The 12,397-nt window shown below is 69.2% G+C and carries 6 protein-coding genes and 5 tRNA genes; 9 read left to right on the forward strand and 2 right to left on the reverse strand.

Translation table 11 applies throughout. The features are described 5' to 3' along the window. Nucleotides 1-63: 63 nt before the first annotated feature. Nucleotides 64-735, reverse strand: a complete 672-nt coding sequence (locus TK50_RS10580; protein ID WP_043962587.1) for a TetR/AcrR family transcriptional regulator — start codon at nucleotides 733-735, stop codon at nucleotides 64-66. 466 nt (nucleotides 736-1,201) lie between these two features. Between TK50_RS10580 and TK50_RS10585 the strand changes: the two genes are divergently transcribed. From TK50_RS10585 to TK50_RS10595, 3 genes are all read left to right on the forward strand, one after another. Beyond that, nucleotides 1,202-1,274: transfer RNA gene (locus TK50_RS10585), tRNA-Gly, on the forward strand. 34 nt (nucleotides 1,275-1,308) lie between these two features. Next, nucleotides 1,309-1,379 (forward strand) — tRNA-Cys (locus tag TK50_RS10590). 13 nt (nucleotides 1,380-1,392) lie between these two features. Then, nucleotides 1,393-1,467, forward strand: a tRNA-Val gene (locus TK50_RS10595). A 90-nt stretch (nucleotides 1,468-1,557) separates the two neighbouring features. On the opposite strand, the gene TK50_RS10600 is transcribed toward TK50_RS10595, so the two are convergent. Further along, nucleotides 1,558-1,797, reverse strand: a complete 240-nt coding sequence (locus TK50_RS10600; RefSeq protein ID WP_043962588.1) for a DUF6458 family protein — start codon at nucleotides 1,795-1,797, stop codon at nucleotides 1,558-1,560. Between the two features lie 161 nt (nucleotides 1,798-1,958). On the opposite strand from TK50_RS10600, the gene TK50_RS10605 reads away from it, so the two are divergent. The 6 genes from TK50_RS10605 (at nucleotide 1,959) to recQ (ending at nucleotide 12,366) form a co-directional block, all read left to right on the forward strand. Then, nucleotides 1,959-2,031: transfer RNA gene (locus tag TK50_RS10605), tRNA-Gly, on the forward strand. A gap of 64 nt (nucleotides 2,032-2,095) precedes the next feature. Further along, nucleotides 2,096-2,170: transfer RNA gene (locus TK50_RS10610), tRNA-Val, on the forward strand. Nucleotides 2,171-3,084: 914 nt separating this feature from the next. Continuing rightward, nucleotides 3,085-5,565, forward strand: a complete 2,481-nt coding sequence (locus TK50_RS10615; protein ID WP_158499161.1) for an alpha/beta hydrolase-fold protein — start codon at nucleotides 3,085-3,087, stop codon at nucleotides 5,563-5,565. Between the two features lie 117 nt (nucleotides 5,566-5,682). Beyond that, entirely contained in the window at nucleotides 5,683-6,729 is a 1,047-nt protein-coding gene (locus TK50_RS10620) for a LacI family DNA-binding transcriptional regulator (protein ID WP_199485994.1), read from the forward strand. Nucleotides 6,730-7,023: 294 nt separating this feature from the next. Next, complete coding sequence (locus TK50_RS10625; RefSeq protein ID WP_158499162.1) at nucleotides 7,024-10,338, forward strand: glycoside hydrolase family 3 C-terminal domain-containing protein; 3,315 nt, start codon at nucleotides 7,024-7,026, stop codon at nucleotides 10,336-10,338. 189 nt (nucleotides 10,339-10,527) lie between these two features. Next, a complete protein-coding gene (gene recQ, locus TK50_RS10630) occupies nucleotides 10,528-12,366 on the forward strand; it encodes a DNA helicase RecQ (protein WP_043962590.1) in 1,839 nt (612 codons plus the stop codon). The last annotated feature ends 31 nt before the right edge of the window (nucleotides 12,367-12,397 follow it).

Below are 12,397 nucleotides of genomic sequence, written 5' to 3' on the forward strand. Positions count from 1 at the left end.
GTCGGTCGGGTCGTGGCGTCGGGCAGGTCGGTCGGCTCGTGGCGTCGGGCCGGGCCGGGCCGGTCAGCTCACGGCGTCGGGCTGGGGTTGGGGCTGCGCGGCCCGGCGGGAGCGATCCTGCGCGGGGGCGGACCAGTCGAGCTGGGCCGGCTCCAGGCCGAGTTCGCGGGCGGCGGCCAGGCGGATCCACTCGGCGAACTGCCGGCGCGAGATCACCCGGTCGTGCACGGCGAACTGCACGGCGAGGCCGTCCATCATGGCGTTGATCCGCCACGCCGCGCCCGCCGGGTCGGCGCACTCGAACACGCCCTCGCGCACCCCGTCGGCGATCACCGCGGCGAGATCCTCCCGCCAGCGCAGGTCGAGCCGGCGGGACACCTTCTCCAGCTCCGGGACGCGCAGCGACTCCGACCACCCGTCGATCCACATGGACCACGAGGTCGGCCGGCCGGTCGGGGCGTAGAGCTTGAGCATCCGCCGGAGCTTGACCAGGGGCGAGGCGGCGGACCGGACCACGGCGTCGAGCCGGGCGAGATCCTGCTCCACCGCGTAGGCGAAGGCCTGGGAGAGGAGTCGCTCCTTGGTGGCGAAGTGGTAGAAGACCAGCGCCTGGCTGACCCCCGCCGCCTGGGCCACGTCGGCCGTGCGGGTGTTGGCCAAGCCCCGTTCCGCGATCACGTCACAGGCCGTGCGCAAGAGGGCATCCAGGCGGATCTCGGCGGCACGTCTCGTCACGTCGCTACCGTAACCTATCCGTTCGTGCACAAACAGTGACCGCCCCGGCGGATTCGATCCCCCGAGTCGGAAGTAGGACACTTTCCTAGTCCTTGTCGGCCATGTCCGCTCCTGTCGTGGGGCGTCCTGTCCAGTCTCCTAGGAAGCCTACGGGGTGTGTGGCGCGCCGCCATGTCCGCGACCACGCGGGCTGGCCTCGGCGGTGCCGGGGACGCGGCGGAAAGCTCCGTGTCGCCGACATGGGGCCTTCCGCCGCACGGGGATACCGCCATGTCGGCGACATGGCGACGCGGTCATCCCTCGCCTGGCCCGAGCGGGCCCGAGCGGGCCCGTCGGGCGGGGGAGGCGGGCGGCCCGTCGGGCGGGGCGGCGGCCTGGGCGGACGCGCCCGGCGGCCCCCCGATTTGGCAACCGCTCGCGGGCTCGGCTAAAGTTCTCATCCGTCACCGGAAAACGCCGGGGGCATGCGGACGTAGCGCAGCTGGTAGCGCATCACCTTGCCAAGGTGAGGGTCGCGGGTTCGAATCCCGTCGTCCGCTCGGATCTGCCGCCACGCATGTCGGGGGCAACCTCGGTGGAGTGGCCGAGAGGCGAGGCAACGGCCTGCAAAGCCGTGTACACGGGTTCAAATCCCGTCTCCACCTCGGCAGTTGACGAGGGCGATTGGCGCAGTGGGAGCGCGCTTCCTTGACACGGAAGAGGTCACTGGTTCAAACCCAGTATCGCCCACCACGGGTAACGGCCCGGCACCACACAGGTGCCGGGCCGTTTCGCCGTCCAGGGGGGAACGCGTCGAGGGGCAGGATCTCGACGACGGGCCGCCTACAGCGGCGGCGCGACGTCCCGACGCTCCTCGACGCGGCGGTACTCGACCGGCTCGGTGGTGGTGACCACCTCGCGACGGCGGCCCCAGACCAGCGTGGTCATGACGAGGCCGAGCGCCCCGGCGGCCATCAGGATCCAGCCGACGACGTCCAGGTCGACACCGCCGACGGTGGCGTCCATGGCGAACGTGAGGATCGCGCCGACCGCGATCAGGAAGATGCTCGTACCGATACCCACGACAGCCTCCTTCGGGGGATGCAGTGTGCTGTCGAGGTGGACAAGTACCCCGTCGGTGACCTGGGTAATCGGCGGCGCGCGCCGCGCACCCGAGGGGAGTTTGTTCGGCGATCTTGCCATCGGGTACAGTTCACCCCGTCGCCGGCGAACGCTGGCGGCACGCGGACGTAGCGCAGCTGGTAGCGCATCACCTTGCCAAGGTGAGGGTCGCGGGTTCGAATCCCGTCGTCCGCTCGCGATCCGCCCCGTGGGGCCGACCGCAGCCGGGGCCGGCTTCTCACGCCGGGCCGGCGAGCGCGGGCGATTGGCGCAGTGGGAGCGCGCTTCCTTGACACGGAAGAGGTCACTGGTTCAAACCCAGTATCGCCCACCATCCATGTGTGCTGCGCAGAAGGTCCGTTACCGGCCTCCGGTAACGGACTTTGGTGTTTCTGCTCCTTACGTTGCGAGCGGGTTGGGAGCACGTGATCGTTCAGCTTTCCGCGCGGGCTGGTTCGCGGTGTGGGCGGGGGTCGGGCCCCAGGGTCGTTGAACGGCGGGCGGGCGGCGCGGGGGATGGGCGTCTGTCCGGTGCCAGGACACATTCGATGGCCGTGGCCTGGTGTTCTGACGATCGGCTCAGGCTGCTCGACGGTACCCGTCGAGCCCTCGTCGGCGTTGTACGGCCGCGTGCGACGGGAGGACGACGGTCGGGTCGCCGCACCTCAGGTGCAGCAACCGCGACCGTGCCGGTGATCATCAGCCTGGACCGAGAACTCCCAGCTCACGGCGTGTGCGGCGGATTCTGGCCGACTACCGGGGTCGCCAACGGCGTCCACGGCGTCGAACCAGCATCGACCTTCCTCAATAGACAAGCCGCTGACCTGCTGAAATTGTCGCTCCCGTAGTTCGGTGGGATTGGTGTGGGCCGTATTCCCGCAGAGTAGGTCGATGTACGGACGTCAATAGCGTCGAACGGCATGAAACTGCAGTTCAACAGGCGTCAACTGCCTTGAAGTGGCGGCCTGCCATGGTGGCTTTGCTGGATGGCCTCTTTGTCGTCGGAGAAGCCCGGGTGGTGTCGAGTGCAGGGTTCACCACGAGGTCATGGAGGCGTGAAGAGGTCTCTTGCCATTCGTTCTACACCGGTGTAGGAAATGTAGTGCCGCTGGTGTGGATGTGGGCCGTCGTGGCTGTCGGGAAGGTCTCGGTAGTCGATCTCGATGGTGAGGCGCGTGCCTTCGATGCGGCAGGCCTTGACGCTCTGAGAGGAGCAGCAACGCGATGTCACACAGCAGTGGCCCCCGAATGACCAGCCTTGTCGCAGCCGCGGCTTTGGTGGTGTCAGCCATCGCGGCCGCCCCGGCGGCTGCCGCGACCGACACGTGGCATTCGCACGACGACGTCTATCACTACTTCAAGGTGCCGCAGTCGCAGGTCATCAGCATCGTCGGTGGCACGCCGGCGGCGCTCGAGCTGGAGGCGAACATTGGCCCGAGCGGCACCTGGTCGGCGCTCGCGCTCGACCCGAGTGGCTCGGACTACGCCGCGAACGTCGGTCCGCTCGAGCCCGGGCTGTACTACTACCAGTACACCGCGACCATGCAGGACAGGTCGAAGGTGTCCTTCCGCCAGCCTGGCAGCCCGGTGGCGGTGACGTCGAAGCCGAACTGGAACACCTTCTTCGTGCCGGGTGAGTCGGTCGAGTGGATGGACGACATCGCCGCGGGCGGGACGGTGGAGGAACTGTCCTACCCGAGCGCGACGGCGGCGCAGCGCCGCACCGCCCTGGTGTGGACGCCGCCCGGCTACGACGCCGCCCGGGCCGAGGCGTACCCGGTCCTGTACCTGCTGAGCAGCGAGGGCCAGACCGCTCGTGAGTGGCTGGAACTTGGCCGGGCGAAGCAGATCCTCGACAACCTGGTCGCAGGCAGGGACGCCAAGCCGATGGTGGTCGTGATGGCCGACGCCAACTCCGCCGACCCCCGCGCCGAGCTGCTCAACGCCATCGTCCCCGCAGCGCGGGCCGGCTACAACGTCTCGTCTCGGCCCCAGAGCCAGGCGCTGGCCGGTGTCGCCACGGGTGCCGAGCAGGCGATGAGCATCCTCCGCAGCGATCCCGGCGCGTTCGCCTACGTCGGCTCCTTCTCTGGCTCCGTCGACGGCCCGATCACCAAGGCGGAGGCCAAAGCGATCAACAAGGGCACCGAGCTACTCCGGGTATACGTCGGCAACACGCTCGACCCGTCCTACAACGACAACTACCACCTGCTGGCGGACCTGAAGAAGTCCGGAGTGAAGTTCGAGTTCGATGGCGTCAACCCCGACGACGGCGCCACCTGGGACGCCTGGCGGGAGAACCTGCGAGACTTCGCCGCTCGGCTCTTCGGACAGAAGGTCGTCTCCCACGGCGCCAGCAAGGGGCACCGTGCGCTGACCCGGCCGTACGCGCCCCCTGCGGCCGGGTCGATCACGACCCCGCACATCGACCCCCATGGCATCGTCACGTTCGAGACCGGCACCCAGTGGGCTGGCGCCAAGGACGTCACGATCTGGGGCAACTGGGCCCCGAACGGCCAGTGGTTCCGGATCCCGATGGACAAGCAGCCCGACGGTCGCTGGCGCAGCACGATCGGACCGCTCGACGGCTACCACTACTACCGGTACGTGGTCGACGGCGTTGACAAGAAGGACCCCGCCGACACCGTCAACACCCATGTGATGGAGTCGCAGCTCTTCGTGCCGGGCGAGTCCGACGCGATGCTGGCCGACGTCCCCGAAGGCAGGGGCGGCACGGTCTCGCTGATGACCTACGACGGAGGCCAGGGCGCAGAGCGCTACGCGTACGTCTGGACGCCGCCCGGCTACGATGCCGACCGCGCAGCTGCCTACCCGGTGCTGTACCTGTACCACGGCGGGGGCCAGAACTACGGCAGCTGGATCGAGACCGGGCGTGCCAGACAGATCCTCGACAACCATTACCTCAACGGGACAATGGTGCCGATGGTCGTGGTCATGCCCGACCAGAATGGCGTCGACTTCTGGACCGACCTCAGCCAACACGTGATGCCAACCGCGGCGGAGAAGTACAACATCTCGACTGATTCGGATGAGCAGGCGCTCGCCGGTCTGTCGTGGGGAGCCATGAACACCCTCGGCACGTGGCTCAACCACCCGGGCGAGTTCGCCTACATCGGTGCCTTTTCCGGGGGCCTGCTCTCCTACCCCACCGTCGACGCCCAGGCGGTCAACGAAAGCACCAAGCTGGCAAGGCTGTACTCCGGTGACGTCGACTTCACGTACTCGTTCACGCAGGAGGCAATGCAGTGGCTGACCTCCCAGGGCATCGAGTACGAGTACGCCGGCACCTGGGTCGGACCGCATGGCTTCGACATCTGGATGGCGAATCTGATCGACTTCGTGCCGCGGCTTTTCGCGCCTGAGTACCGGTTCGGCGGGGTGCGGCCACCGCTGGCCGGCGACGGCTCCGACGTCGTCGAAGCCGGACGCCCCGTGCCGGTCAAGTTCGCCTTGACCGACGCAGACGGCGAGACGGTAACCGACGCGGAGCCGCGCATCTACCTCGTGAAGAAGACCGACGGCGTGGCCGGCAACCGCGTTCCGGCCGCACCTGTCCGGAAGGGGGCGGACAACACCGCACGCTACAGCGCCGCAAGAGACGAGTACGTCTTCCACTGGGACACCACCGGGCTCGCCCGGGGCGCCTACGAGCTGCAGATCGACCTGGTCCGCGGCTCCGTGCACACCATCGCCCTGACCATCAGCTGACCTCGCGTCACGCGGCCGGCCCGCCCCGGACCGGGCGGGCCGGCCGCTGCTGCCGGGGGTCGTGAAGGGGGCAGACTTATGCGCTGGCCGACCTTTTCACGAGCGGCGGGAGGGGCTGTGGCACGCAAGACCAACGGGTCGGCGACGATGCGCGACGTCGCGCGACTCGCCGGTGTGTCGATCAAGACGGTGTCCAACATCCTCAACGGCTATCAGTACGTGCGTCCGGAGACCCGCGAGCGGGTGGACGACGCGATCCGTGAGCTGGGCTACCACGTGAACGTGTCGGCGCGGAACCTGAGCCGAGGCCGCACGGGGGCGATCGCTCTGGTGCTGCCGGCGCTGCGCGGTGTCTACTTCGCCGAACTTGCGGACGCCGTCATGCGTGAGGCGTCCAGGCGGGGCCTGACCGTCTTCATCGAGCAGACCAACGCCGAGCGCGACCGCGAGTTGCGGGTCCTGGACGGCAGCTACCGGTCACGCTTCGACGGCGTGCTGTACTCCCCGCTCGCGCTGGGCCAGAACGACCTCCCGCTGTTCGACGTCGACTTCCCCCTCGTGCTCCTGGGTGAGCGGGTGTTCGATGGCGGCGTCGACCACGTCACGATGAGCAACGTCGAGGGAGCACGTGCGGCGACCGAGCACGTCCTGGACCGCGGAGCGACCACGGTGGTTCCCCTGGGAGTCAAGGACGACCCGTCGCCGAGCAGCGGGACGCTGCGGTTCCAGGGCTTCCGGGACGCCCTCCGGTCGCGAGGGTTGGACGTCGACCCACGCGCGATCATCGGTGTACCCGACTACTTCCACGCCACCGGCGCCACGACGATCGCTCGTATCCTTGACAGCGGCGTCGAACCCGACGCGGTTGTGGCGTTCACCGACACCCTCGCGCTGGGCGCGCTTGCTGCCCTTCAGGACCGCGGTCTACGGGTTCCCGAGGACGTCCTGCTGATCGGCTTCGACAACATCGACGAGGCGAACTACTCCCGACCTCCACTGAGCACCATCGATCCCGGACGCGACGTGATCGCACACCGGGCGGTCGCGCTGTTGGAAGAGCGGATCCAGCTTCAGTTCGACGGCGTGCCGCGAGAGGAGCGGCCGGCGCCCCGACGGATAGTCATCGACTTCGAACTGATCCAGAGGCAGTCGACGCTGCGCTGAGGCCGTCCTGCCACACCGGTTGCGCAATCGAGGGCGAACCGCTACCCCGCACCCGATCCTACGAACCGACCCTTGTCACCCGAAACCCCGACCACCCCACCGACAAGACAACCCCAGCCAGCAACCGACCACACTCCCTGCCGTGACGGTATGGGGCATCGACACTGCAAAACCATCGATAAATTTGAGTTCTTCAACGCGAAGGGGAGGGGATCCTCGATGGTGAAGACCAGTTCTGCGCCCTCGCGAGCAAGGGGGCGCGGCAGAGGCGCCAGGAGTCCAGGACGCAGGTCCTTGGCGTTCGGGCTGGCGTGGGCTGTGGCGGCGAGCGGGCTCGCCGCGTTCGCGCGGCCGGCTTCGGCCTCCGCCGAGGACACGCCGGCGTACCGGAACACCTCGCTGCCATTCAGTGTCCGTGCGGCGGACCTGGTTTCGCGCATGACGCTGGAGGAGAAGTACGACCAGCTCATAGCGATGCAGCCGCATGCGACCTGGCGTCCGAAGCCGAAGGCGATCGACCGGCTCGGCGTGAAGTCGTACGGATACTGGGGAGAGGCGAACCACGGGATCTACTTCCCGACCGTCCCCGGCAACGGCAACTACACGCAGTACCCACAGAGCACCTCGATCGCATCGACGTGGAATCCGGGCATCACCCGGGAGATCGCCGGCGGTATCGCTGACGAGGCCCGCGTGACCTACAACACGTCCTGCCCGCCGGGTGTGACGAACCCCGACCCCGCCGGTGGCGCCTGTCACGGCCTGACCTACTGGTCGCCGAACCAGAACCTCAACCGCGACCCCCGGTGGGGGCGGGCGGACGAGTCCTACACCGAGGATCCCTTCCTGGCAGGCCAGGTGGCCGGCGCCTTTGTGACCGGTCTACAGGGCGACACCGCGTCACGTCCCGACACGGTTCCCACCGGAGCGGCCGACTACATCCAGGCGGTCGCCACGCCCAAGCACTACCTGGCGAACAACTCCGAGGCGAACCGTGACTTCGGCACGTCGAACATCACCGAGCGTTCGATGCACGAGTACTTCCTGCCGCCCTTCGCGGCCTCGGCCGGCGAGGCGGGCGCGCGGTCGCTGATGGCCGCCTACAACGCCTTTTCCGTGGTGGAGGACTACACCACGGACTACCCGTCCGCATCGAGCTACCCCACCCTGTGGAGCCCCCGCGACAATGTCACACCCGGCGGCACGCCCGGGACGCCGGCCGCGGCGAGCCGGTACGCCATCGAGACCATGCTGCGCAGGTCGTACGGCTTCGACGGCTTCGTCGTCTCCGACTGCGATGCGATCACCCGCGTGCACGGAACCGGGACGTCAGGACACTCGTGGCAGCCCGTCCAACTCGGCGGGCAGACGCAGATCAGCAAGACCCTCGGCAACGCCTGGGCGCTCAAGGCCGGCACCGATCTTGACTGCTCGGGCGGCGACTACCCGACGGCGAGCGGACTCCCGGCAGCTCAGAGCCAAGGCTTCGTCAGCGAGGCCGACGTCGACATCGCGCTCGTGCGCGCCTTCACCGCGCGGTTCCAGCTGGGTGAGTTCGATCCCGTCGCCTCGGTCCCGTGGAACAGCGATTCCTACTCGCTGTCGGAGGCCGGCGATCCCGATGTGAAGCTGGCTTCGCCGGCGCACCGTGCGGTCGCGCACGAGTCTGCCCTCGAGGCACCCGTGCTGCTCAAGAACGCCGGCGGAGCGCTCCCGTTCGCGGGCGCGGCGTCCGGCAAGACCGTCGCCCTCGGGCACGTGGACACCCTCAACAACTTCCAGTCGGGCTCCTACTCCGGGCCCACGGCGGTCGACACCACCTTCGCCCAGGCGTTGGCCGAGCGGACGGGGTCGGCTCCCTCGGCCGTGACCGCGGGCTCCACTACGCCGTTCCTGTCCAGCCACCTTGCGGTGTTCCCCGACGTCCTCGACGCCAACGGCACCGCGATCACCACCTCTGTGTGCGCCAGCAGCCCCTGCGATCCCGTAGCGGACGCGGCGACCGCCGAATACCAGATCTCACAGGCTGACAATGTCGTGGTCGTCGTCGGTCACCGGAACAACGACGGCGGAGAGGGCACGGACCGCTCAACAGTCGTCATGCCGCGCATGCAGGCCGAGCTGATCCGGGACTCGATCGCCCCGCTCGCACAGAAGTACGGCAAGAAGATCGCGGTGTGGATCCAGGCCAAGACCATGGTCGACGTCAGCGCGTTCAAGGACCTGCCGAGCGTGGGGGCGATCGTCTGGTCGTCCTTCAACGGCATGTACCAGGGCAAGGCGATGGCCGAGTTGCTGTTCAACGACGCGGTGGCGCTGGAGGACGGGCGTACCGCGGTGGCCAACTTCTCCGGCAAGCTGCCGCTGACCTGGTACTCCGACGTCGACGCACAACTCGGGCCGGCGGCCGCTCCGGACCGCGCGATCGAGGACTACCGGATGACCAGGGCGGAAGGTGCCAGGTGCGGCCGGACCTACCTCTACTACCAGGTCGGTCCTGATTGCGCGGCTCCCCACTATGTGTTCGGTCAGGGCCTGTCATACTCGCCCTTCGGCTACGGCACCCCGAGACTGTCGTCCTCGAAGATCACTCCCGACGAATCGGTGACGGTCTCGGTGCCCGTGTCGAACCGGGCCGCCAATCGCCCGGGCAAGGCTGTCGTGGAGGTCTACGCCAGAGCTCCGCAGGGCGCCGACGGTAGCCAACGCCCGCTCAAGCAGCTGAAGGGTTTCGTCAAGAGCGGCCTGATCGCTGCGAAGACCAAGACGGTGAAGGTCACCATCGACGCCGGTGACCTGTGGTTCTGGGACGACGTGAAGCACAAGAAGGTGTTTCCCACGGGCGACTGGACCATCCTGGCCGGGCCGAGCTCGGCCGACGCGGACCTGAAGTCGGTGAAGCTGCGGGTGACCGGACGCCGGACGCCCGGAGTCGAGGTGGTCTCGGCCCAGCCGGACGCCACCGAGTTGAGCCTGGACACCCCCGACAACCGGATCAACGCGCGACTGTCGGTCACCAAGCACGACATGACGTTCTGGAAGCTGTCCGATCGGGCGCTCAAGGTGACGTACACCTCCTCCGACCCGTCGGTCGCGACGGTCGACGCCCGCGGCTCGGTCAAACCGGTGTCCACCGGTGCCGTCCTGATCACGGCCAGGGCCACCGCCAACGGGGAGAGCAGGTCGACCACGTTCCCGGTCGTGGTGACCTCCGGCGCACCGGACGCCACCGGCTCGGCGTTCCCGAACGCTTACCCGTCGCGGGTCAACTTCGGGGATCGGGCAGTCAGGCTCGACCAGGCATCCTCGGGGACGCAGCTGTCCGCGCGTGTGTTCCCGGCGGACCCGACAGCGACGTACGGTTACCAGATCGCCCCGATGGACACCAACACCGCCGGTGCGAGCGTCACCCCGGCGGGAGTCCTGACCGCGGCGAGGACCGGGCACGTGCGGGTAACCGTCACGGCAACCAGTGCCGGCGTACAGACGTCGGAGTCCGCCCTGATGACGATCACACCCGGGCGTCGGTGGGACACCACCGGGCTCGTCCCGGGCCCCCACGATTGGAGATCGACCTGGGCGACGGCTCCGTTCACGCCATCGCCCTGACCATCGACTGACCTCGCGTCACGCGGCCGGCCCGCCCCGGACCGGGCGGGCCGGCCGACGGGAGCCGGGCGGTGACCGGCGACCACGAGGGCAGGGTGCACCTGTGGCGGCTGGGATCTGGCGGGCTACTTCGCCGCCGGGCCGGCCGGGTCCGGCGACGGTGTCGGGGCGCCCTCGTAGACTCGCCGGATGACTTCCCCCAGCGACACGCTCGCCGAGACTCCGCTGGGCGTGCTCCGGCGGGTCTTCGGCTACGACGCCTTCCGGGGCGAGCAGCAGGAGATCATCGACCACGTGGTCGGCGGCGGCGACGCCCTGGTCCTCATGCCCACCGGCGGTGGCAAGTCGCTGTGCTACCAGATCCCCGCGCTGGTGCGCGACGGCGTCGCGGTGGTCGTCTCCCCGCTGATCGCCCTCATGCAGGACCAGGTGGACGCGCTCACCGCCGTCGGGGCGCGGGCCGGCTTCCTCAACTCCACCCTCGACCCCGACGCCCGCCGCCTCGTCGAGGCCCAGTTCCTCGCCGGTGAGCTGGACCTGCTCTACCTCGCCCCCGAGGCCCTGGGCAGCGGGGGCACGCTGCGGCTGCTCGACCGGGGTCGCATCGCGCTGTTCGCCATCGACGAGGCGCACTGCGTGGCGCAGTGGGGTCACGACTTCCGCCCCGACTATCTCGCGCTGTCGATGCTGCACGAGCGCTGGCCCGACGTGCCGCGCATCGCGCTGACCGCCACGGCCACCGCCGAGACCGCCAGGGAGATCGCCACCCGGCTGGACCTCACGGCGGCCCGGCACTTCGTGGCCAGCTTCGACCGGCCCAACATCCAGTACCGGATCGTGGCCAAGCGGGAACCCCGCAAGCAACTGCTCGACCTGATCCGCGCCGAGCACCCCGGCGACGCCGGCATCGTCTACTGCCTCTCCCGGGCCTCCGTCGACAAGACCGCCGAGTTCCTCGTCGCCAACGGCGTCGCCGCGTTGCCCTACCACGCGGGGCTGGACGCGGCCACCCGCGCCACGAACCAGAAGCGGTTCCTGCGTGAGGACGGCCTGGTCATGGTGGCCACCATCGCCTTCGGCATGGGCATCGACAAGCCCGACGTGCGGTTCGTCGCCCACCTCGACCTGCCCCGCTCCGTGGAGGGCTACTACCAGGAGACCGGCCGCGCCGGCCGCGACGGCCTGCCGTCGACGGCCTGGCTGGCGTACGGGTTGCAGGACGTCGTGCAGCAGCGCAAGATGATCGACTCCTCGGAGGGCGACGCGGCGCACCGGCGGGTGCTCGCCGCCCACCTCGACGCCATGCTCGCCCTCTGCGAGACCGTCGAGTGCCGGCGGGTGCGGCTGCTCAGCTACTTCGGGCAGGACAGCGGGCCGTGCGGCAACTGCGACACCTGCCTGGAGCCGCCGGAGTCGTGGGACGGCACGATCGCCGCCCAGAAGCTGCTGTCGACGGTGCTGCGGCTGCACCGCGAACGCAACCAGAAGTTCGGCGCGGGCCAGTGCATCGACATCCTGCTCGGCCGGCGCACCGAGAAGGTCGTCCAGCACCGCCACGACACGCTGTCCGTGTTCGGCATCGGCGAGGAGCTGAGCGAGGCCGAGTGGCGGGGCGTCGTGCGGCAGCTGCTCGCCCAGGGCCTGCTCGCCGTCGAGGGCGACTACGGCACCCTCGTGCTCACCGACGCCAGCGCCGAGGTGCTGGGCCGCCGCCGGCAGGTGCCGATGCGCCGCGAGACCGTCCGGCCGCCGAAGGCGCGGTCGGCGGCGAAGGCCCGCCCCGGGGCGGCGGCCGTCGTCGAGCTGCCCGCCGGGGCCGAGCCCGTGTTCGAGCGGCTGCGCGCCTGGCGGGCGGCCACCGCCAAGGAGCAGGGCGTCCCCGCGTACGTGGTGTTCCACGATGCCACGCTGCGCCAGATCGCCGCCGACCCGCCGTCGACGCTGGACGAGCTGGCCCGGGTCAACGGCGTCGGCGAGGCCAAGCTCGCCCGCTACGGCGAGCACCTCCTCGCCGCCCTGGGCGAGTAGGCAAGGGCACCCTGTTGACGCATTCCGTAGA

This window comes from Micromonospora haikouensis (assembly GCF_000876225.1).
GTDB classification, from domain to species: domain Bacteria; phylum Actinomycetota; class Actinomycetes; order Mycobacteriales; family Micromonosporaceae; genus Micromonospora; species Micromonospora haikouensis.

Coding starts and splice junctions, on each gene's coding strand:
- TK50_RS10615 (WP_158499161.1), top strand. CDS start 3,085: ATGACCAGCCTTGTCGCAGCCGCGGCTTTGGTGGTGTCAGCCATCGCG.
- recQ (WP_043962590.1), top strand. CDS start 10,528: ATGACTTCCCCCAGCGACACGCTCGCCGAGACTCCGCTGGGCGTGCTC.